The organism is Paenibacillus ottowii, assembly GCF_006874425.1.
Taxonomy (GTDB): Bacteria; Bacillota; Bacilli; order Paenibacillales; family Paenibacillaceae; genus Paenibacillus; species Paenibacillus ottowii.
Window position 1 is genome coordinate 129,003 of the sequence record NZ_VIJZ01000002.1, and the last position, 20,027, is coordinate 149,029.

The following is a 20,027-nucleotide window of genomic DNA, read 5'->3' on the forward strand; positions in this document are numbered from 1 at the left end:
AAACCGCTACGGCTCCACTACGGATTTTAGGGGTTCAAGCAGTCCTACTTCCTCTAAAATAGAATAATGTTTACACCTTTCTTCCGTTGTTACACGCACTTTATTTATCGTATGTGATGTGTAGAAGGCTACAGCCTGCTGGACCTCAATCGGCTCATCTTCGATATTGTTTAAGTCGAGCTTTTTCACAAGCTCCCCTCCCTTATGCGGCGATTATATTTCTCTTGAAAATCACCTTTTATTTTAGGCGGTAAGGTATCAATTACCTCATCCCATATGTTCAATAATTCACTGTTAACTGAAGCAAATTTTTGTATATCCACGTAACGTTCCACCAATGCTGTAGTGAACTCATCCATTTCTTGTTCTGTCATACACCATGCCTCCATTACGTTTTTGGTTCCAGTACATTGTTGCTCTTTTGGGTACAGTGTTGCGTTGCGTATCGAATCATTCAGCGTAGGAAAAGTTTCCTGAACTGATCTTGGCTTGTGCCAACCTCACCGGATAATCCCGGCGAACGCTCTGAGCTTAATGACCTGTTTATACTCGCTCAGACGAGTTTTTAATTCTTTGATCCAAATTGTAAGTAGGACGAAACTCCATTCGAATTCCCAAAAACCATCTTGCCAGAACACCCATTGCTTGTATGTCTTTCTCATAAAAATATACCTCCGTAAATTCGATATCGTATTTCGAATATTTATTGATTGTCCTAATAATATACGATATCGAATATTAAGTCAACATGCCTTGCTAAAAATTATTCGCTATCGTATAATTCGGCTGAGAGGTGAAGTACATTGTTTAAAGTGAAACCGAATCTGACACCCTTGTTAAAAAAGAAAGGTATCATTCAAACGGAATTGTCTGAAATGACTGGAATTCCACAAGGTTCAATTAGTAGATTTGATAAAAACAGCCGCCATGAAGCCTGGCATTTATTCGCTATCGCTAAAGCGCTAGATGTTGCGATTGAAGATTTGTTTATTACTGAGGAGCAAGAGGATTAATTAAGAACCCTCTATGCTCCTTTTGTTTTGCCTAGATCGGATTAAGAAGTCTTTCAAGCCGTATAACCTCTTTCTGGAGGTACTGAATTAAATCAGCTGCCTCCTCCAGCGCCATGAGCTTCCAGTCATAGGCCATATCTGATACCTGGTCTATTGTGGTTCCATACTTCTTGAGGCCTTTCTCATTTTGTTTGTCCAGCAATTCTATGATCCGTCGCGTTACTTCTGGACGTTCAATTTCATTTTGGGAGTGTTTCATTTTATCTCCTCCTCCACTTCCGAAAGAATAAGCGCATTACCCTCAAATTTCATCTCCGCTTGATTTGAGTCACTTATTGGCCCCCAATGGTTATTAGTTTGCATGATACGAACTATATCAGTGGCATATGGTTCGTCTGTGTTAACTACCAGATACGTATTAAGTGGAGGCTTTCTGTCCAGAAGCCGCAGCTCTTGAATCTTCCACAGAATACGAGATAGATCACTTTTCTCACGTTCATCAAGGTATTTACTGATATCCTCATTTTTTAATACGGTGAATTTGACTTGCACTCCGGCCAGTTCTGGCATTTTTCATCTTCCCTTCTGCTCGTTTGAGTAATTTATTCGCATCCCGTTTCCGAGCCGCTCTCTCCTTCTTCACTTGCTGTAACAGAACAAATTCCCCTCGATGCTTTGTAAGTAATGCATAGTCGGATATTTACCTTGAAACAGCTTCAATTTAACTCTAAAAGTAGACGTTTCCGCTCCTTTTATGTCAATAACTCGTTCGCTTCCATCCAGCGCAGTCACAAGGAAATCTGCTATATACGTCACCTTCGGCTTTTCCTGCAAGACAAATTTGGGTTGACAACTAAAATCTTTGATCTCGCCATACTGTTTCTGCCTAAGAAGCTCTATATAATACTCTCCTTCCATTCGAGAATCGAAGTAGGTTCCGGTCACATCAAGGTTGTATTTCTCTATCTCAGCTATTGTAAAAAGTGTCCCATCGTCCGTAACGACTACTTTACTGGCATTATATTTGCTCATTTAATCTACCGTCCTGTATGGCTGAACCACATGGACACTTTGATGATCTTCGTTGCTGAGAATGAAAATAGACTTCATTTTGCCTGTGAAAACCAAAGTGACTTTTTCCCCATCCAAAGCTTTTAAAGCATCCATAGCATACTTAGAATTCAAGGAAATGGTTAGCTCCTGCCCAGTAAACTTAATAGGAACAATACTTTCACTTGCCTTACCCGTTTGCTTTCCTTTTCCACGAATATTTATTTCTTTTTCAGTTACATCAAGCCTAACCATATTATTTTTCTCTTCTTTTGCCAGGGTGTAAATAAGTTCAACGGACTCCAAAAATTCTTGTTTATTTATCTCAATCCTCGTACCACTGTCAGGAACAATGACCATCTGGTGTATGTCTGGATACTCACCCTCCAGAACACGAGAGTAAAAAGTGAATCTCTCTGTGCGAGCAAAGGCATAGACTACCTGATCGTCCCTCCCTTTTGAAAATCCGAATTGAACATCGTCTTTATCTGTAATGATCTTCTGTAGTTCAACCAAACCCCTTGCTTCGATCACGGCACTCCCAAAGTCACCCGATTCAATAACCTTCTCTGTTTTTGAAAGGCGATGCCGATTGGTTGCTTCCATTCCTATTTTCCCGTTCTTTAGATAGACATTTGCTCCAGTTAGTATAGGCATGCCTTTACCATCAATGTCTGCCGCGAAGATAGCCTTTTTGAATAACCCCCTTAGATCTTTCCCTGTAATTTCAATATATTCATTGTCATTTATTGAAGGAGGCGGAGGAAATTCCTCGGGGTCCAATCCTGCCATTTCAATTTCTTTATTCCGAGACGTGATAATTACATTCAGACCATCTTTAGACTCAATCCGAACATTACCGCTTAATTTCTTGAGCATTTCCAAAAACAGTTTAGGTAGCACTATCTTTCCATTCCGTTCGATTTGAACATGTTCCTCAAAAATATATGACTGGATTGTTGCTCTATCGTCAGTACCAGTCACAGTTAAGCCCTCGTGATTGGCTTCGATTAAGAAGCAACCAAGTACCGGCATGATGCTTTTGGCTGAAATAGCTTTACTTGCGTCCTCTAAAGCTTCAGCTAGTAATGCGCTGTCTACTACTATATTCATAAGGTTTGACCTCCATTTCGCTATCATTTTTGGCATTTGGGTTGCATTCCGGGCATGGTCCCATCATCAACATTGAGCCACGAAACTGGTACGCCACCTTGCTACCTCCGCATGTTCTGCACATATGCTTACCCCCTACGTCTATTCCGTCCGCCTACTGGCAGTATTTTTACAAATGGTTCTATTCGCTCAAAGATCCGGGCCGCTTTTTTGTCATTCTGTTTCTGTTCGCTCGGCTTGCTGTCTTTCACATTCGCCAAGTGTTGTTTCAACTCACTCATGGTTAAATTCGATGTGTAGATCGTCGTTAGGCGTTCCATCCGCCGCTGAAGTATTGGTCCCAGGACTTCATCCCTTGTCCAAGTCGTTAATGACTCGGCCCCGATATCATCCAATATCAACACAGGAACTGTTCTCAAAGCATCAAGTTTACTTTCAACTGTCTCTGTCTTTGAGCCAATTGCATCCTTAACCTCCAGTAGGAAATCAGGAACATAGACCATCAGTACGCTTACGTCACGCTTAGCCAACTCTTGGGCAATGGCACCAACAATACGACTTTTGCCTACACCCATTTGACCGTAAAAGTACAAACCTTTTGTTGTTTCACCTGGTACAAATTCATCACAAAAGTTTATTGCCGCTACAATTGCAGATATCCGCTGCGGGTCAGGTTCAATGTCTTCAAAGGTGGCATTCAGGATGTGAGCCGGGATGTAGTGGCTCTTGATCCTCTGACCTATCCCTTGTTCCCGTTCGTAAGCAGCCAGCAATGGGCATTTTCGAAGTCGAAAGACCAGTTCATCACCTTTGGTCGGGCTAGGTTCTGCAACGCTTGTATGCCCCTTCTGTTCGTTCTGGCAATCCAGTAAACCCGGGCACTCGCTGCATTTATCGCAATAGGATATATGCTGTGATAGATCTCTATATCGTTTGGGTTCTGTCAAATCGTCCGTTCTGTCTGGAAACTCAGCTTTCAGCCGATGAACCTCAGGATGGTTTGCTAGACGTTCCAACACCGCAGCCTGTCTCTTGGCAAAACCATCGGGTATTAATGCCTTTAGTTCTTTTCCGAAGCTCTCCATGTGGCATCAGCCTCCCTGTTTAGCCCTCAATTTTACAAGCATGTTCTGAATGTCCACTTGGGTATATTCGCTTGTTGGGACTTCTATTTCCGGTTCCACCTCATCCAGTGGTGTTTCATCCTCTTTGCTCTTGCTATCAACTTCTCGCAATGCATGCAAGGAGAAAATAATAGTCGCACAATAACTCAGACTCCGTATCCCATCGCGCTTATGCTTAGGTTTAAATTTGTCAAAGGATTGATCAATTCCGTCCAAGGCGGTTTGAAGCGGTACACCAGCAGCTAGCAATTCATCAATGCTCGTTTCGTCGGCTGCTGTAATGTATAATCCTTTCCCTCTGCGCTGTAGGTACTTGTTGGCAACGGCGTTGTGATAATCTAGTTCCGCAGATGATATTTCGTCCTGTCCAGAGTCGGCATCTGTTTCAGGAGTGACAGGAACGGCATCCCGTCGGGTGAACGGTCCCCCCTCATTTTCGGATTTGATTTCAGTCTCGGGCGTTAAACAACAACTACTTTCTTTTTCTAGTTCTAAATCTAATTCTTTATCTGTTTCGTTACCGACCGTTACTGTAACGTTACCAGTAGCGTTTCCTGTAACAGGAGGATCATTTTCACCTGAAGCAAGTTGTTTTTGTTTGTTCCGGTAATTTCGAACCCTCTTTTTTGTTTGTTCCCTGACCTTATCCATTCCATCTACATTTTGATGCTTCTCCCAGTTAGGTAGAAAGAAAGCTCCTTGCTCAGAAACTTCCAGCATCCCGAATCTTTCAAAGATGGATAGAGCCATTTTTATAACTGGTAGCGGCCTCTTGATCACTGAAATTAACATATCCTCTGTATATGGAATAGTTTCGGTCAGCATGATGTAACCGCCCATGTTTGATCTGCCAGTCATAGTCATTAGCTTCAGCCATATAACAATGATCGTGTCAGCTTCGGGCATATCTTCGATGATTTTAATTTTTTCGTCGTCAAACATGCCAGTACTGAGCTTGATCCATTTTATTTCTGCCATGTTTCAACCTCTTCTCAGCTTTTGAATCATAAACCTACCTGTTTGCGCTGGCGTTGTTTCCAAACTCCGCCAGTAACACCTTAAGGCTGTATTTTAAAGAGTTTATTACCTGGTCATTACTTTCTACAGCATTACTCCAGCGGACCTTATCAGCTTCTGCGTCTGCTTCTTGGAGGCGAAGTTCAATTACCGCTAATTCCGCTCGCTGCTCCCTCAGGTTTTCTGCCGCTATATATGCTTCGGCATAAACGCGTTTCCTCTTGGCATAGATCCGCTTATATTCCCTTATGGCCTCAGCTGCCTTACGCCCCAGGAGAATCTGGACTTCGGTCAGCAATTCAATCTTACGTGCCAGTGTAGCAGGGTAATCATGGCTGCATTGATCCGCAAGGCTATAAAGCTCTCCGAGCGTATATTGTTTTTGTAGAGACAATGCAGCCACTCCTTTTTTTAAACATGTGCTCCTATGTGGAGTAATCGTTCTCTAACCTCAGGCCAAAGATATGCTTGTCCACCTTCTCCATTTCCATCCTGGCAGAACCATTTTGAGATAGTTGGCTTGCCACCTGTGACATAATCTCGTAATCCTTTAACCCAGGATGATTCTGTACCCGACATATCCAGTGAACGAGTGTAGAGAGACATAATCCGTGGTGGATCATACTTTTTCTCACCTAATCTTTGGCCAAAGAAATATGGGTTCCCTTCGGTTTCCATCAAACCAAGTCGGCCATTATCTTTTTTAAAAAACTGGAATTTACGAGAGGTCCAGTTGATTTCATATAAGTAATCCAGCACGCTATTCGCTAGCTTAATCCTTCCGTCTTTCCCAACTTTTTTAGCCGTTGTACTCCATTCCTTTAAATTAGCCTCACTAGGAATGAATCTGGATTTTGGGTTGTGATGACCTGATCTCTTCGTCAGTTTTCTAAGTCTGTTTTCGGGTTTTGTAGCAAGGTCAAACAATTCGAAACTTGCCAAGTTGGTATAGTAATCTTTATTAACTATGACCCACCACATATTATTGATATTGTGGTAGACGGTCCCACGCATCAACGTTCCTTTTCTGCCTCTGAAATATTTCACTTCGCCGTTATTTATCCGTATCCCATCTTTATCGAGAGCGTTATAATCAGGAAGGTTTTCTGAACTCCAGTGTCTGCTTGGCGAATTAAGCTTATGAAATACCTTATCGTATGACGTTTTTAGTACTGGTTCAGAGTCACAAGTAAATCCTTCCTTCAGTAAAAATTGTTCCATATATCTGACTTCAACTAGAAACCGCTTTTGGAGTAGATAAGGCATCTTTTCAAATTTGTTAAAGTCATATCTACCGCCGTTTGGGTTCTCTACATTGATTTCTTGATAGAACTCAAGTTTTGCACCACAATTATATTTTTCACCAACAAACAGAAGTTCTCCCTTGTTGCCAGCAAAGTGATCCTTAGAAAGGATAGAATAATCACGGTCAATTCGTGGATCAGATCCAACAACAAAACCTCTTTTTCTCATCATGTCTAACATCCGTAAAAAGGTAGGATGAGATATTTCTTTATCTCCTCTTACAGCTATGCTTGTATTCCAGATGCTAAAATCCTTGTCTCCTCTCACAAGACAGGCCCCCTGTTTTCATTTTCAAAATCCTGTGTTATACTTCCGTTGAATTGTTTCTTAAATGATCGTGTTGGTAGCACGATTGTTTTTCTGGACTTCTCTGTCTTTTCTTTTGCGGTATAACTTACGGCAATAGTAATTACAGAAAAGTCCTTCTTCTTTTGGATTGGGAAACCTCTGGCCTGCAAAAACCTCTTTTCCACAATGCACACATATCCCTATTCCTTTCCCGGATATCTTGTATCCTGATGGCTTAGAATCCTCCAAACCTTCATATTCTTCGTTCTTATCTATAGATTTCTCTAACTTACTCAACTGAGCAGTAAGCAAATCTATTTGAACATGAATCTCGTCATTCGGTAATCCGAATTTAACAGCGTCAATACTGTCCTCGTATAACTCACGTAATTGCGCTCTAAGCACCCTAGATTGTTTATGCTCGTCCAAGTCCAACTCTCTCAGCTCCATATCTCCGCTTCAAGTTCGGATATTCTAGTTTTTAATCGCCTTTCTTGATCCCTCAAAGGCTTCATCTTCTGAATGCAAACGTGATTAGGCCATGGACTATCTGTAATAGCATATTGAGTTTTATAAATGGCCCGAAGCTTTTGTTCAGTTATTTCTTTTTCCTTTTGAAGAGAAAGCTTTTTCTTATCCTGCTCTGTCAGCTGTAGCATCTCAATATCTACCGAATGTTGACAATTCAACCAACGATGCATGAGTAATACAGCGGCTATAAGCGAGTCTGCTGGTTGATCCAATGTAAATTTGAAGCCTTCATCATCTACAATAGGAATAGAGTAAATGGTTTGCATTTTGCTACTCATTTTGACTTGCTCTTGCGTTGTATATTACGAACGATAATGGCATGCTGTAATTCGTTTTCGAACCAGATACGAGCCAATTCCGATAGAGTCATAATCATTCACCCTTTAGATATAGTCTTCTGGACGGAACTCTTTAACGAAGTAAATGGAATCATCAAAATCAATGCGCCGGATGTGACTGTACTTTGCAACTGAGAACAAAACTTTTAACTTACTCCAAATCATGCGGCGATATTTTCCGACCGTTTCGTTAAATTTTCCATCTGTCTCCTTATAACGATCTTTTGTGAGAGTAATGGACCTGATTCTAACTGCCTCCTGTAACTGATAGCATTCAGCATCCGTCAGCGTTACACTGTCTCGAACCTCTTGAACCATCATCTGGACTTCCTCAACCTTTCCAGTAACATCCTCCTGCATTTTCTTCATTCCGTCCCACAGGCCGCGAATGGCAATTCCTTGAGACTCTGTAAGTTGGAGCTGCTTTTCCACCAGCATCATATAATCCGGTTGTTGATTATTGTTTATCAACGTCATATACTTCTACCGCCTTTCTGCCGTTTACGGCTGGTCTAACTTGATCTATAAAACTTTGCAACATATCAAGGCTTTCCCCCAAGCGCTTTTTCTCACCCATGTTTGCAGCTCCGATCGCACCTAACATGAATGAAGTGATTCCGACCGTTTCAAGAAATCTTTTGACGTGGTTATTCAATTGCAAGGCATTGATATTGGACTCAGAACGAAGCTTCTTCATTTTTAATTCCGCTTGCTGTTCGTCAAAGTCATCTGTCTTCTGTAATTTCAAAGCTTCCAACTCTTCTTTCTTCTGTTGGTAGCCAGATTTCAATTGCTCGACTTTTAAACGTTCCAGTTCTAAATCTTCATTGAGTTTGTTTTTCCAATATTCGTCACGCTGTTTGAGCTGCGCCTCAGCTTCTTTTTCCTTCTGCTTGATGAATACCGTGGTTTCTTCCTCGTGACGCTCTACGGCGGCATTTACAGCCTCTTCAAGTTGATCCACAGGAATGGCATCTTTGTACTGTCTTTGTAACTCAAGCTTGTCCCGCTCTGCCTGCTCTGCTCTTTCCTCTGCCTCACGCACAGCAGCTTCGAGCCGAGCTTTGGTTTCTACAAATGCCTTATGAGTGCTGATCAAACCTTCATCAAGCTGTTGAATGATTTCAGGAGTAGCATTTTCCGCAATAAACTTCGCTTTGTCATACTGCCTACCGGAACCAAAGCCTGCTTGATCCGCTACAATGTCCCGTACTTGTCCGGTTGGTTGGTCAGGTAAATTTTCCTTGCCGCCAACCATCCGTTCTCTGGCCTTTAGACGTTCAACTTCCTCCAATCTCCGCGCCCACTCGACTCGCTCGCTAAACGTGAATTCCTTGCGATGTTCGTTTTCGCTGATCTCAAGCTGTAGTTGATGTTCAAGATCCTTTATTTCCATGACTCTGACCGTTACTTCTTTCCGACCTAGAAACTGATGTGCTCTTAGTCGCCGCTCTCCAGCAATTAACTGATAATCTGGTGTTACTACAATTGGATTAATGAGTCCGTTTTGTTCTATATCTCGGGCCAGTTCTTCAATTCCGCCAAAATCCTTGCGGATACGATCACTGACTTTGATTTTGCTGATACCAATTTGCAAGGCTGATTCTCCTTTCTTTCCATCCCCTCTGTGATAAAATGTAAGTTGTTGTAGCTTTATCAATTCATCAAAGAAAAGAGATGCTACTTGTAAAGATATTCTCGCTATTTTTTAATAGAGTAGAATGCTTACATTCTTTAAATCATGCAGTCAGTTATCCAGTTGTTCTATATTGGGTGTAGTCATTTAGTTTTGTTCTCCTTTCTTTAATAAGATTGTTCCAATAACCAATTTTCCAAGAACTCACGCGTTTCTCTCGCAGGAAAATACCATTTGCTCCCTACTTTCCGTTTCGGAAATTCTGGATGATAGAAAAATTGTTCTTGTATAAAGTTCCAACTCATACATGTACGACGCTTTAATTCAGCCGCATCCCAAAATACGTACTCCACATCAGCTTCTTTTAAAACCTCCGCTATCTTCGATTTGACCAGTTGAAAGGCTTCTTTTTCGTCAACGCTGACTGACAACATGTTTATCCCTCCTTAATTGTTGTTTTCTTTTAATTTCTTAGGAACCAGCTTGATCTCTAACCCCAAAGCATCGCAGGCTTTTCTAAGCGTGGTTTCGTTCCACCGACGACTTCCATTTAGCAAATTGTGCATGTACTGCGGGGAACACCCAACTAAATGAGCTAAATCAGAAGGATTTAATCCTTTTTCATTTATAAGTGGCCTCATTTGTTCAGAAACCTTCATTTCATCACCTCCGTTGAACTAATATTAATCTATTTGATTAATTAAATCAAACGTAAAATTAATCAAATAGGTTCAAATAGAAGCATTTTAGATTATTATCCATATAGTTTAATATATATGCTCAATTTTTCGCCTATTTGCTTCTTTTTAATCTATTTGCTGTTTGTATTTTAATCTATTTGTTGATATCATTAATTCATCAATTAGTTTAAAAGGAGCGGTCACAGGACATGTCTAGTTATCCTAACCGGATAAGAGAGATTAGAAAATCACAAAAGAAATCAGGAGTACAAGTAGCTGAATTTTTAGGAATTACCCCTCAATTTCTATACAATATCGAAAAAGGAAGCCGAACTTTAAATACTGAGGTGGCTTCAAAATTAGCCGAGTATTTTGATGTAACCGTAGATTACCTTCTTGGCCGTACAGAAGCCGAAAAAGATGATCGCCAATATCCAGAGTGGGCCACGTCAAAGGACATTCGGGATTTTAAAACAATACTTGAAGAAGATGCGCCGGTAATGTTCGATGGCGTACCAATCTCAGAAGACGACAAAGAAAAAATTAAACGGGTCATGGAAGCTATGTTCTGGGATGCTAAAAAGAACAAAAAAGATTAATTGTTTTGAATGAAATAGCTTTCCTAAATATTAACTTTGCGCTTTCACCGCTGCGAGGCGGTTTCACATACACAAAAAACGGAACATTTGTTCTATTGGAGGAATAATCATGGCAAACTTTAAAAGATTAAAGAGTGGTTGGCGGTATCGGTTAAAGTACACCGATCCGTTTACACAGCAACAAAAGGAGAAGTCAGAACGGGGATTCCGTACAAAACCGGAAGCAGAGTTAGCTGCAGCAGAATTTTTAAAGAGAATAAAACAAGGTTACGAACAGATTGACAAGCCTCTCGTCGATTATATAGAAAGTTGGATCATCAACTATAAAAAAGGAGATGTTAGAAAAAACACACTTAAACAACATATGAACAATCTAAAAACACACATTAAGCCTTATTTTAAACAATTAATGATAAAAGATTTAAAACCAGATATGTACCAAAAATTTTTAGATGCTTGTTTAGAAAAAGGCTTAAGCCGAAGAACAGTCGAAATAATTAACTCAACAGTTTACAGTGCTTTAGAACTCGCAGTAATTCAAGGAAAGTTAGAACGTAATCCTTGCATAGGATCAATTATTAAGGGAGAGAGGAAACAAAAAACTATTGATTTCATTGATTCTGAGGATATTCCTCGTTTTCTTTATACAGCAAGAGGATATGGTTATATATACTGGATATTTTTCAAGGTGCTGTTGGAGACTGGCATGCGTAAAGGTGAAGCCGCTGCTTTAAAGTGGTCTGATATTAATTTTAAGGAGAAAAAAATTCACATTAATGAAACTTTGGATTTCCAACCTGATAACGAGGACGAGCTATTCGGGGAAACAAAAACCTTCAAATCAAAACGAACAATCAGTGTAAGTACATCTCTAATCAACGATCTAAAGTATCATGCTAGTTGGCAGAACCAGAATAAAATTAATCTCGGAGAAACAATGTACCGACATGATTTAAATCTCGTTCTATGTAGAAATGACGGACGTCCTATGCCGAAGTCAACACTATTTAACGCATTTAAGCGTATCTTGAAGCGCGCTAGTCTCGATGGAGTTTTACGTATCCATTCTCTTCGTCACACTTACGCAGTGCTCATGCTTGAAGCTGGAGCCGATATAAAGTTTGTCCAGGAGCAGCTTGGTCATGGTAGTGTGCAGATTACATCTGATGTATACGCACACATTTCTAAGAAGTTAGAGAAACGTAACATAGACAGATATGAGGAATACACAAGCAAAATTCTCGGCTCAAACAATTTTAAGTCGGGGGACGTTTGGGGGACACCCCAGAAGAATTAATAAACTCCTCTGAAACGTCCCCCATTACAACTCCCAAAAAAACCGCATACTCACAGGTTTTTATCTATTAATAAAGCGTCAGATATTGATCACGTTCCCACTGATGTACTTGGGTGCGATTTATGTACGAATTTATCACTTCATCTTTTCCTTTATTAGGATAGCGATTTATAGAACATTTCATCAGAAACGTTGTTCACAATCTATCATAACTTTTCATGAATTGGGGGACGTTTGGGGGACACTTAGGGGGACGATTTTAAGACCAATGTAGGGCAGATGGGAATGAACCATTCTACCCCGTTTTACATACTACTTTACGAAAGTGAATTCATGAATCCATGAAGGAGCTTCTACTATTACAACGACCGGCAGAGTAGTCCCAAATACCTGAAGCATAGATAAGGTATAAATTTCAGCATTCTCTTTTTTAATGTCCCATTTAATCTTTAATCTGTGTATTTGCATTGATGCACGTCCTTTGTCGTATTTACTGGAGTGCCTCTCAGTGATATAATTTGCAACGAATAGATGTCTACTGGAGGATCTCTGATTGAAAATCTCCCGTGGGAGATGCCGACTTAAGGAGCTACTCGAAGAACGTCGTATAAAACAAATCGATCTTGCTAGACGCACCGGCTACAGCAGACATTTGATTTCTAATTGGGCCAACAATCAGGATAAAATGTCTGCTGATGTTATGATTAACATAGCTTATGCCCTCGATTGTAAAATGGAAGACTTATACGAACTGATCTTTGAGTGAGCCTGTTGGCTCTCCCTCGGATAAAAGTATGGTTGAACCATACTTTTTACAGACAACTGTACTCCCCTCCCTTTTTTATTTTCCAAGTCAATTATGTCTATAATCGAACATATCAATTTTTGACATAACTATACTACTATTAAATCCCATTATTAGGGGCTTGGCAACAAAAATTCGGGCGCTGAATGTCTCTTAATATTCGACATTATAAGACACTTATTTTCGACAAAAAAAGAGTCGCTATTTTGTAGCAACTCCAGTGAAGATTATTTTCGAATTAATAAAACCCATTTCTTCAACAACCTCATCAAATCGATGGTAAGCAATTGGACATCTTTTCGATGTTTTTGTTACTTCATCTTCAAAGTAAGCATCTTTAAAGATACCATTAACAATCTTTACTTTTTCTACATTAAGAGTGTTGCTTCTATCCACATTTAAAAAACGATATCCGTTACTATTCAAAAAATTCTCCCAATGTCTCAAGGTTCCTACCATATAGTATGTTTTATCAAATGTATGAACCAGTATCTGGTCTCGCTTTCTCCCCTTAGAGATGAAAAGGACTTTGTCTACTAAAACATTTTCTCCTCTTTCTATACCTCCAGGATCTGCCGATACGGTTAAACTTAGCATTTAACATTCCCCGCTTACTTTAACAATTCTTTCGGTGGTTCGGGACTGTGAATCCATGACAGACTTGCCGTGCTCACTGATGCAACTGCAAGTGTTGTCAACATTGCAGCAATATTGTAATACATACTAGCCTTCACTTTACTCGGTTTGGTTTTCTTCATTTTTCACACCTCCTTCTATTAGTGTTAAACTCTGAACAAAAAAACTGGCAGCTACCACTGGAAAAGCCAACCACAGATTTAAAGCAACAATTGCAACTCCCATCAACTTTAGCAACGGATAGTGCTTCTTAGATATACGCGTCTTCCCCTCCACCCTCGATGGCGCGTAAATCAAGATAAGCACAATACTTATTATCGACGTAATAACGATCCAATTGTAATTAAAACTTGCGAAAGATAAAGCAGTAAGTAGAACTGTAGATACAACAATACACACTATATTGCTCTTTAAATGTATTCCTCCTACAATTTGGCGCAACATTGAAAAAGATATCATAGCTAGCAAAGCTTCCTGCATTCTGTCCGTAAAAAATGAGATACCTATAGTCAGTAAAATAATTGAGACTGTATTGATCGCAACGGATATCCCGTGTTTTAAAACATCTATAGATGAAGGATGATCAGGGACAACTGTTTTGATGTGAGTCGCAATATTAAGAGCGATGGTGTCAAGGCTTTTTATAGTAATCACGCTCCGTTTTTAATGCATAATATAAAAACATGGCAGATGCTAAGGCAATAAATAGAATACTCAAAAAGAAATTATTGACGTAAAACATAAATGCACAAGCTGCCAATACTCCTATTATTAAGATAATAACGAGTACATACTCCCACTTAAAACGTAGATTTTCATAATCTGCCGTAAAGCCTATTTTAAATTTATACAGGAACCACGAAATAGCTAACACCCATGCACTAGTTACCGCTTGCGCTAACGATCCTTCTGCTGAGGTCTGCATTTCTGTTGTCAAGGTACCAAAAAGCATTAATATAACCGCCGCTTGGAATAATGTGTACAAAAATGTGCCTGTAATGGATATGATGGCTGCCCAAATAATCGGCATCCTAACAACAGTGGTTATTAATAACGTGAACAATATAATGTTTATGGTTGGAGCAAAGAAAGATAAAGATGTCTCTTCTCTCAAGATAAAGCTCTGCAAATTCATTATCAAACCAATAAACAATGCAGGCCATATATAGTCTAAGGCTCTAACTCTAAAAATAGTTAACATTAAAACAAACGCCGCAAATGTTTCTACAGTCGAGAAAAGCAAGAACCGTACAGGCTCCCACATAACACATAACCCCTTCTCATAATTGGTAACAAATATGCTTTAATTCTATATTTGTTACTTGTTAGAGGCAATCCAATTACCATGTTAAATGGAAGTATTTATGTATTATGTGAGGTAATTATTTTCAGCCTGCCGATATAATATCCTCAAGCCTAATCCAACTAAAGTCATCTTCCCCACGAAACAGTTTTACTTCGCATCTAGCGGTGTTAATTGACGTTACTACACCAGTCATGTCCGTATCGTCAAACGGGCTAAATACTGTCACTGTCACGGCTGTACGTGTATTGTAAGACTCTATTAGAGCCTGCTCGATCAATTGTACCTCTTGGTCATCCAGCTCCGGTTTACCGCGCCGTTGACGGTCTTTCATTAAACGCAAATAAGCTTCTTTGTGCTCAGGGATGATTATCCGACTGCTTTCCCACAAGCCATTACCTTCTAATTTTTTCGACATGTATTTAGCCTCCTGATGTATTATGTAGAAATTATATTACGAACATACGTTCTAGACAAGACCTTTCGCGTTCTGAATCTAAAACTTTTGTACTAGAAAATTATTCCTAGGTCATATATACTAATTTTACAATAATATTACCAATAGATAGGGGTTATGTAATGACTGCAATTGCTGTGATTGCTTTGCTGGTTTTTTTTGTGTTTTTTGTTTTGTGGGCTATAGCTTTAATTAGAAAGAATGGCAAGGCTAAGAAAATGTTTCTCTTTGGTTTAGCTGCTCTCTTAGTATTTATTATTGGAATATCAGTCGCTGACACTCAGAAACCAGCCGAAACTAATTCCAAACCAGTAGCTACCACGCCTGTTAATGAGAACAAAGTTACTACTGAACCAGTCCAAAATGAACAGACTGATGCTAAAAAACCATTGATTGACACATCGCTTCCTTTTGATAAGTTTTCATCTGCTCTCTTTGCATTGCCAGTATCTAAGCAAGGGGAAACATTCGATAGTGTAAGAAACCAAGTTGTTTCATGGTCAGGTGTTGTTATTGAAGCTGGATCAAGCAGCCTTTATGTCTATGGTAAACCTGCAGATTACAACGGTGAATCATGGTCAGATATTAGCGCTGAAAAGAAAAAACTCGGGGATGTTATCGTTGTAAAAGTTTCAGATCGTTCAGAATTGAATGGTCTTAATCCGGGGGATATGGTTACCTTTAAAGGTGAACTTGGTTCCCGTGGTGCTAAGGGAGAAGCCAATTGGAAACTATACAACGGAAAAATAGAGGGTCGGACAGTAGCAGAATCGCCAAACCTCGGAACCATTACCAAAGCTAAATATAACAAGATTAAAAATGGAATGACTTATGAGGAAGTTGCGAAAATTATCGGTGGTCCCGGTGAGGCTCTTTCAGAGGTTGGTGAAAAAGGAGACGAATTTTATACTGTAATGTATTCGTATAAAGGTGAAGTCGAACCTGGTGCAAATGCCGTTTTCACATTCCAAGGTAACAAACTACAAGCAAAAGCACAATTTGGTCTTGAATAAAACGGCCCCCGAGCAATCCGGGGTTTTAATATTTCTATAACCATTATGACTATTGTCAACAAAGGTAATTCCATTGCCTGAATAAAATGAATATGATAACATAAGAATAGAAAAAGGGAACGGCAGCCACCGTCCCCTGCACGACTTACCGCTATAAGAGCGGTCAGCAATTGAGGTTTGATCCAGAAATAGACCGTATCCTCACCAGGGCGGTCTATTTCCGTTTATGGAAAGAAAGTATCAGAATCACCAACGTTGCGAATTGAATCATCAACATCAGTGTGTCTTTAACTTCCATGGCGTCACCTCCCTTCCGGGAGATTAGCCGACCGCCCTATATAGCCGTTTTGTCGCACAATCCAAATTATACCACAAGTCCTCTTTTATGAGGGCTTTTTATTTTACTTCGAGTATTCACTTACTTCAAACGTTAGGATACGATCATATAGCATATAATCCTTACGGCTGCTGAATGGGCCTTTATTGTTATCATGTTTATTAACGGCGTATGAAGCCGATCCAGAACCAGCCTGCTTACCTTCGTACCATGAGATAAAATCATTGACCTCTTTCATGCTCAGGTCGAATTCCTTCTCTAAGCCATTTGTCATGGTGACTACCAGAATAGCACGATCTCCCACCGGGTTATTGGGTTGAGAGGTTCCTGGATCTCCCGGTTGACTTGGAGAGGTTCCTGGATCTCCTGGTTGGCTTGGAGAGGTTCCATTATCGCCAGGCGCATATTTCTCAAAGTCTGAAAAGTATACGGATTTATTAGATCCGCCTGCTACATATATTGTATTATTCAAGCTCACTGCCGATAAAAGCCCCCTTGCAGTTAGTATGCTAGGTACTTTAGACCATGTATCTGTCTTGGGGTTATATTTTTCAACTTCATCCGTTGCTGGCCCGCTTATCTTTTCAGTAGCAGTATTACCTCCAATGACATATATTTCATTGTTTAACACTGCAGCTGACAGCCCCATACGTTTGGTGGACATTGGTGACTTTGTTGTCCAAGTATTGGCTTGAGGATCATATTCTTCTATAGAAGAAAGCAAGCCTTTTGATTCATCGAAACCACCTATTGCATATACCTTTCCATTAACTAAAGCAGATGTGATATATCTACGAGGAGTGGATAAGCTAGCTTTTGTAGTCCAGCTATCGGTACTTGGATCATACTCGTAAACATCTGCGGATGCATTGTTATAAATATTGAATCCACCTATTACAAGAAGCTTTCCATTAACAAATTGAGAGCCGTGACCAGCTACAACCTTGGGAAGTGACTTTCCCTTCTTCCACTCATTTGTTATGGGGTCGTAGATATCCAGTTTGTCATTTATAGGCTCGCCTCCTGTAATATATATTTTCCCATCATATACAGCAGCGCTTACCGTTCCTCTTGGTGTCGGGAGTTTTCCTTTTTGCGTCCATGTTTTAGTTTCAGGATCATAAACATCAATTGTGTCATAAAATTTATTCGGATCATGTCCGCCAATTGAATATATCTTGCCATTAACGGTTACTAGGGTTACTCTGTCAATTTTATTATTCAAATTGGTCTCGCTTATCCAAGCATTTTGTTCAGCAAATATCTGTTTTTCTGTTGAGAAAAAAGCTATGCAAATAATAAAAAACATAAATAATTTTTTCAAAACAATTTCTCCCCTTTTTGTTTTTGTATGCTAAGATTACTCGATTCGATCTAATGAGTCTAAACATAAACTTGCTTATCTATAAATATGTTCTATATTCTTGCATATTTATTTTTTATTGGGTATTAAAAAGGACTCATTCCAGCTTCTATACTGGCTGAGTCCTTGTTTTTAACTCACGATAAATCTTACCTTTGTGCCATTAGAATATTTATCTAACTGATGACTTACCCATGATCCTGCTCCCCGGTTATCACTAGGGGTTATGTATCTGATATCTGCACCTGCGCCGCCTTCAGCACACATTGCCATTGGCCATTCATCGCGGTCATATCCTTTTTTAGTTGGATAGCCCTTGAGTGACTCCTTCCTGTTTTCCTCAGCTCCATCACGATCAATCGTACATACCGAAGAATGTCCGGCTGCTATCGCATCCCTAATGTGTGCTCCGGTTTCAGGGTAACGTGAACTAGGGAACTCCAACGTATACCCAGATGCTTGCTGGTTGATTGCTGTCGGTTCAGCATAGACGCCTTGAACGGAAAAAATAGCAGCTAGTAAAAATACAATTAATCCTCTTGCAATTCCTTTTATCATATGACACCTCCATAGTATTTAGCCTTCTTTATACTAATTGGAGAGTCATGTCGAAGTATCGCATAGCTTGTCGCAAAACAAAAAAAGATCGCCAATTACCCTCAGAGTCCTTTACGTCTACCTAATTCGCACTAATCAAATAGTAATTTGTCAATTCAATGTGATCTATTTCGCATTAAAAATAACAATATATACTATATATTGAATAAGTAATCAAATTTTATTCGAGAGGATGTTTTTGAATGAAGTTGGATAAGATCGTCGTCACTTCCCTTTTGTCATTAGCTTTGTTAGGAAGTTCGTCAGCCGCGTTTGCTTCAACACCCGTTAATAATCAAGTATCCACGAATAGTCAAACATCGTCTATAGTTACACCACAAGGTCTTCCCCAGAAATATGTAACCGGTTATACAAAACAATATCAGAAAGGAGATAAAATCCCTACTACTATTGCTTATACAGAACCTGGAACTGGTTGGGGTGGTTCGTTAACATTGTATGACACTGTACTGGTAAATAATGTATACGTGGCGTACTATCAAGGTTATATTACCAAACCTGATTAATTCGAAAGGCATAACCATTCTAGCCATAATGACCGTATAACTACAATACGATGTACACGTTCAAATAAGCGTGTTTTTAAGTAAATAAACAACAAAGGACTCCATACTGGTTACATACCAGCGGAGTCCTTTTTCACATCTACTCTAAATTCAAACTGCTTTCTCATAAAATAGCTTCCATTAACCTTAATTGAATCAGGTGTATATTTTTCTATCATACCACCATAATCTACAATCTCCACCATTTCGTCGTTCAGTGGTCTAACTACGCATACTCGGGACTGTGATAGAGCTGCTCCCAGAAAATCGGCATCCATACTAAGCACTTTATATATGTTTCCCAACTAAATTCTCCTTTACAAACTAAATATTTAATGTTGCTTTAAACTTCTCGGTCGCCTTGTTGATAATTAATACAACAAGGTTTGAACCATAACCGAGCAGAAAGACAACAAGTTGGGCATTCGCAAAATCTATACTTCCATCTTTTTTTGTAAACAAAACTCCCACGAATAAAATTGGTACAAAACAAGCTATCAGTAATTTAGTCAATGATTTATTAAATTTCTCATAATACGTAGTTATAAAAAAGAACATAGCCCCTAGCATACTTAACACTAGATATTTAATATAAAGATATTCAGTGTTGTTGTCTATTCCTACGTTATCAATTGTTATATACATTAAAGAGTAAATCATAATTAAAATAATAAACATATATGGTGTCGTTACAATCGTAAATTTAGAGGCCAGTCTTCCATGTGCGAAGACTTTACCTGATTTATGTTCTTTTAATATAAGAATAAACTCATCAATCTCAAATTTGATTTTAAACAGCTTATTCTGGTCATCAGGATTAATGGAATTAAGTTTTGTAAATAATTTTTTACATCTTCTAATTACAGCCATTCCAACTTCGTCATATTCATCTGCATTCTCCGAAATTTGCATCAACTTTTCAATTAAATCTTCTTTAAGTTTACTCATATTACTCCTCC

General features: G+C 39.4%; 33 protein-coding genes. 6 read left to right on the forward strand and 27 right to left on the reverse strand.

The window, feature by feature from the left end; translation table 11 throughout:
• Positions 1–6: 6 nt before the first annotated feature.
• The 3 genes from FKV70_RS04635 to FKV70_RS26040 form a co-directional block, all read right to left on the reverse strand.
• Positions 7–189: a hypothetical protein gene (locus FKV70_RS04635; protein WP_142611995.1), complete on the reverse strand. Its 183-nt coding sequence runs from the start codon at positions 187–189 to the stop codon at positions 7–9.
• On the reverse strand, positions 186–374 hold the full coding sequence (locus FKV70_RS04640; RefSeq protein ID WP_016822073.1) for a hypothetical protein: 189 nt from the start codon (positions 372–374) through the stop codon (positions 186–188). Before FKV70_RS04640 ends, FKV70_RS04635 begins: the two co-directional genes overlap by 4 nt.
• A 126-nt stretch (positions 375–500) precedes the next feature.
• Positions 501–662 (reverse strand): hypothetical protein, encoded by a 162-nt coding sequence (locus tag FKV70_RS26040; RefSeq protein ID WP_167669710.1) that lies wholly within the window; start codon positions 660–662, stop codon positions 501–503.
• 141 nt (positions 663–803) lie between these two features.
• On the opposite strand from FKV70_RS26040, the gene FKV70_RS04645 reads away from it, so the two are divergent.
• The gene (locus FKV70_RS04645; RefSeq protein ID WP_142611996.1) at positions 804–1,013 is read left to right on the forward strand and encodes a helix-turn-helix domain-containing protein; all 210 of its coding nucleotides are present in this window, start codon (positions 804–806) and stop codon (positions 1,011–1,013) included.
• A 31-nt stretch (positions 1,014–1,044) separates the two neighbouring features.
• Here the strand turns inward: FKV70_RS04645 and FKV70_RS04650 are convergent, their stop codons facing one another.
• The 14 genes from FKV70_RS04650 to FKV70_RS04715 all read right to left on the reverse strand — a co-directional run bounded on the left by FKV70_RS04650 (position 1,045) and on the right by FKV70_RS04715 (position 10,074).
• Complete coding sequence (locus FKV70_RS04650; RefSeq protein WP_142611997.1) at positions 1,045–1,272, reverse strand: hypothetical protein; 228 nt, start codon at positions 1,270–1,272, stop codon at positions 1,045–1,047.
• Positions 1,269–1,583: a hypothetical protein gene (locus FKV70_RS04655; RefSeq protein WP_208738391.1), complete on the reverse strand. Its 315-nt coding sequence runs from the start codon at positions 1,581–1,583 to the stop codon at positions 1,269–1,271. The genes FKV70_RS04650 and FKV70_RS04655 overlap by 4 nt, the downstream gene beginning before the upstream one ends.
• 69 nt (positions 1,584–1,652) lie before the next feature.
• Entirely contained in the window at positions 1,653–2,045 is a 393-nt protein-coding gene (locus tag FKV70_RS04660) for a DUF1064 domain-containing protein (protein ID WP_244310663.1), read from the reverse strand.
• On the reverse strand, positions 2,046–3,176 hold the full coding sequence (dnaN, locus tag FKV70_RS04665) for a DNA polymerase III subunit beta (protein WP_142611998.1): 1,131 nt from the start codon (positions 3,174–3,176) through the stop codon (positions 2,046–2,048).
• A gap of 128 nt (positions 3,177–3,304) precedes the next feature.
• Positions 3,305–4,261 carry a primosomal protein DnaI gene (gene dnaI / locus FKV70_RS04670; protein ID WP_142611999.1) on the reverse strand — a complete coding sequence of 319 codons (957 nt, stop codon included), beginning with the start codon at positions 4,259–4,261 and terminating at the stop codon, positions 3,305–3,307.
• A gap of 6 nt (positions 4,262–4,267) precedes the next feature.
• Positions 4,268–5,278, reverse strand: coding sequence for a phage replisome organizer N-terminal domain-containing protein (locus FKV70_RS04675; RefSeq protein WP_142612000.1), 1,011 nt, complete (start codon positions 5,276–5,278; stop codon positions 4,268–4,270).
• Positions 5,279–5,312: 34 nt separating this feature from the next.
• A complete protein-coding gene (locus FKV70_RS04680) occupies positions 5,313–5,720 on the reverse strand; it encodes a hypothetical protein (RefSeq protein ID WP_244310665.1) in 408 nt (135 codons plus the stop codon).
• Positions 5,721–5,728: 8 nt separating this feature from the next.
• Positions 5,729–6,889 carry a hypothetical protein gene (locus FKV70_RS04685; protein WP_142612002.1) on the reverse strand — a complete coding sequence of 387 codons (1,161 nt, stop codon included), beginning with the start codon at positions 6,887–6,889 and terminating at the stop codon, positions 5,729–5,731.
• Positions 6,890–6,949: 60 nt separating this feature from the next.
• Complete coding sequence (locus FKV70_RS04690) at positions 6,950–7,345, reverse strand: hypothetical protein (RefSeq protein WP_244310667.1); 396 nt, start codon at positions 7,343–7,345, stop codon at positions 6,950–6,952.
• A gap of 5 nt (positions 7,346–7,350) precedes the next feature.
• Positions 7,351–7,719, reverse strand: a complete 369-nt coding sequence (locus tag FKV70_RS04695) for a hypothetical protein (RefSeq protein ID WP_142612004.1) — start codon at positions 7,717–7,719, stop codon at positions 7,351–7,353.
• A 105-nt stretch (positions 7,720–7,824) separates the two neighbouring features.
• On the reverse strand, positions 7,825–8,256 hold the full coding sequence (locus FKV70_RS04700) for an ORF6C domain-containing protein (RefSeq protein ID WP_142612005.1): 432 nt from the start codon (positions 8,254–8,256) through the stop codon (positions 7,825–7,827).
• Entirely contained in the window at positions 8,237–9,376 is a 1,140-nt protein-coding gene (locus FKV70_RS04705; RefSeq protein ID WP_142612006.1) for a ParB N-terminal domain-containing protein, read from the reverse strand. The genes FKV70_RS04700 and FKV70_RS04705 overlap by 20 nt, the downstream gene beginning before the upstream one ends.
• A gap of 206 nt (positions 9,377–9,582) precedes the next feature.
• A complete protein-coding gene (locus FKV70_RS04710) occupies positions 9,583–9,849 on the reverse strand; it encodes a group-specific protein (protein WP_142612007.1) in 267 nt (88 codons plus the stop codon).
• 12 nt (positions 9,850–9,861) lie between these two features.
• Entirely contained in the window at positions 9,862–10,074 is a 213-nt protein-coding gene (locus FKV70_RS04715; protein ID WP_017427617.1) for a helix-turn-helix domain-containing protein, read from the reverse strand.
• 230 nt (positions 10,075–10,304) lie between these two features.
• Between FKV70_RS04715 and FKV70_RS04720 the strand changes: the two genes are divergently transcribed.
• The 3 genes from FKV70_RS04720 to FKV70_RS04730 all read left to right on the forward strand — a co-directional run bounded on the left by FKV70_RS04720 (position 10,305) and on the right by FKV70_RS04730 (position 12,757).
• Positions 10,305–10,694: a helix-turn-helix domain-containing protein gene (locus FKV70_RS04720; RefSeq protein WP_014599962.1), complete on the forward strand. Its 390-nt coding sequence runs from the start codon at positions 10,305–10,307 to the stop codon at positions 10,692–10,694.
• A gap of 109 nt (positions 10,695–10,803) precedes the next feature.
• Complete coding sequence (locus tag FKV70_RS04725) at positions 10,804–11,991, forward strand: site-specific integrase (RefSeq protein ID WP_142612008.1); 1,188 nt, start codon at positions 10,804–10,806, stop codon at positions 11,989–11,991.
• Between the two features lie 553 nt (positions 11,992–12,544).
• Positions 12,545–12,757 (forward strand): helix-turn-helix domain-containing protein, encoded by a 213-nt coding sequence (locus FKV70_RS04730; protein ID WP_043921417.1) that lies wholly within the window; start codon positions 12,545–12,547, stop codon positions 12,755–12,757.
• Positions 12,758–12,997: 240 nt separating this feature from the next.
• Here FKV70_RS04730 and FKV70_RS04735 read toward each other — a convergent pair whose 3' ends face one another.
• The 5 genes from FKV70_RS04735 to FKV70_RS04755 form a co-directional block, all read right to left on the reverse strand.
• The gene (locus tag FKV70_RS04735; RefSeq protein WP_014599896.1) at positions 12,998–13,393 is read right to left on the reverse strand and encodes a LytTR family transcriptional regulator DNA-binding domain-containing protein; all 396 of its coding nucleotides are present in this window, start codon (positions 13,391–13,393) and stop codon (positions 12,998–13,000) included.
• 14 nt (positions 13,394–13,407) lie between these two features.
• Positions 13,408–13,554, reverse strand: a complete 147-nt coding sequence (locus FKV70_RS04740) for a cyclic lactone autoinducer peptide (protein ID WP_016821994.1) — start codon at positions 13,552–13,554, stop codon at positions 13,408–13,410.
• Positions 13,532–14,086 carry an accessory gene regulator ArgB-like protein gene (locus FKV70_RS04745; protein WP_142611948.1) on the reverse strand — a complete coding sequence of 185 codons (555 nt, stop codon included), beginning with the start codon at positions 14,084–14,086 and terminating at the stop codon, positions 13,532–13,534. The genes FKV70_RS04740 and FKV70_RS04745 overlap by 23 nt, the downstream gene beginning before the upstream one ends.
• Entirely contained in the window at positions 14,064–14,696 is a 633-nt protein-coding gene (locus tag FKV70_RS04750; protein WP_014599897.1) for a hypothetical protein, read from the reverse strand. The genes FKV70_RS04745 and FKV70_RS04750 overlap by 23 nt, the downstream gene beginning before the upstream one ends.
• A 124-nt stretch (positions 14,697–14,820) precedes the next feature.
• Entirely contained in the window at positions 14,821–15,153 is a 333-nt protein-coding gene (locus FKV70_RS04755) for a YolD-like family protein (protein ID WP_142611949.1), read from the reverse strand.
• Between the two features lie 161 nt (positions 15,154–15,314).
• Here FKV70_RS04755 and FKV70_RS26475 point away from each other — a divergent pair, with 161 nt between their 5' ends.
• Positions 15,315–16,205 (forward strand): hypothetical protein, encoded by an 891-nt coding sequence (locus FKV70_RS26475; protein WP_244310657.1) that lies wholly within the window; start codon positions 15,315–15,317, stop codon positions 16,203–16,205.
• A gap of 214 nt (positions 16,206–16,419) precedes the next feature.
• Here the strand turns inward: FKV70_RS26475 and FKV70_RS27080 are convergent, their stop codons facing one another.
• The 3 genes from FKV70_RS27080 to FKV70_RS04770 all read right to left on the reverse strand — a co-directional run bounded on the left by FKV70_RS27080 (position 16,420) and on the right by FKV70_RS04770 (position 18,463).
• Positions 16,420–16,503, reverse strand: a complete 84-nt coding sequence (locus FKV70_RS27080) for a putative holin-like toxin (RefSeq protein WP_223822117.1) — start codon at positions 16,501–16,503, stop codon at positions 16,420–16,422.
• A 103-nt stretch (positions 16,504–16,606) separates the two neighbouring features.
• Entirely contained in the window at positions 16,607–17,866 is a 1,260-nt protein-coding gene (locus tag FKV70_RS04765; protein ID WP_142611950.1) for a Kelch repeat-containing protein, read from the reverse strand.
• Positions 17,867–18,037: 171 nt separating this feature from the next.
• Complete coding sequence (locus FKV70_RS04770) at positions 18,038–18,463, reverse strand: NucA/NucB deoxyribonuclease domain-containing protein (RefSeq protein WP_142611951.1); 426 nt, start codon at positions 18,461–18,463, stop codon at positions 18,038–18,040.
• Between the two features lie 242 nt (positions 18,464–18,705).
• On the opposite strand from FKV70_RS04770, the gene FKV70_RS04775 reads away from it, so the two are divergent.
• Complete coding sequence (locus FKV70_RS04775; RefSeq protein WP_142611952.1) at positions 18,706–19,029, forward strand: hypothetical protein; 324 nt, start codon at positions 18,706–18,708, stop codon at positions 19,027–19,029.
• Between the two features lie 110 nt (positions 19,030–19,139).
• Here FKV70_RS04775 and FKV70_RS04780 read toward each other — a convergent pair whose 3' ends face one another.
• Together FKV70_RS04780 and FKV70_RS04785 are read right to left on the reverse strand one after the other, a co-directional pair.
• Complete coding sequence (locus FKV70_RS04780) at positions 19,140–19,373, reverse strand: hypothetical protein (protein WP_142611953.1); 234 nt, start codon at positions 19,371–19,373, stop codon at positions 19,140–19,142.
• Between the two features lie 19 nt (positions 19,374–19,392).
• On the reverse strand, positions 19,393–20,016 hold the full coding sequence (locus FKV70_RS04785; RefSeq protein ID WP_142611954.1) for a hypothetical protein: 624 nt from the start codon (positions 20,014–20,016) through the stop codon (positions 19,393–19,395).
• Positions 20,017–20,027 lie beyond the last annotated feature (11 nt).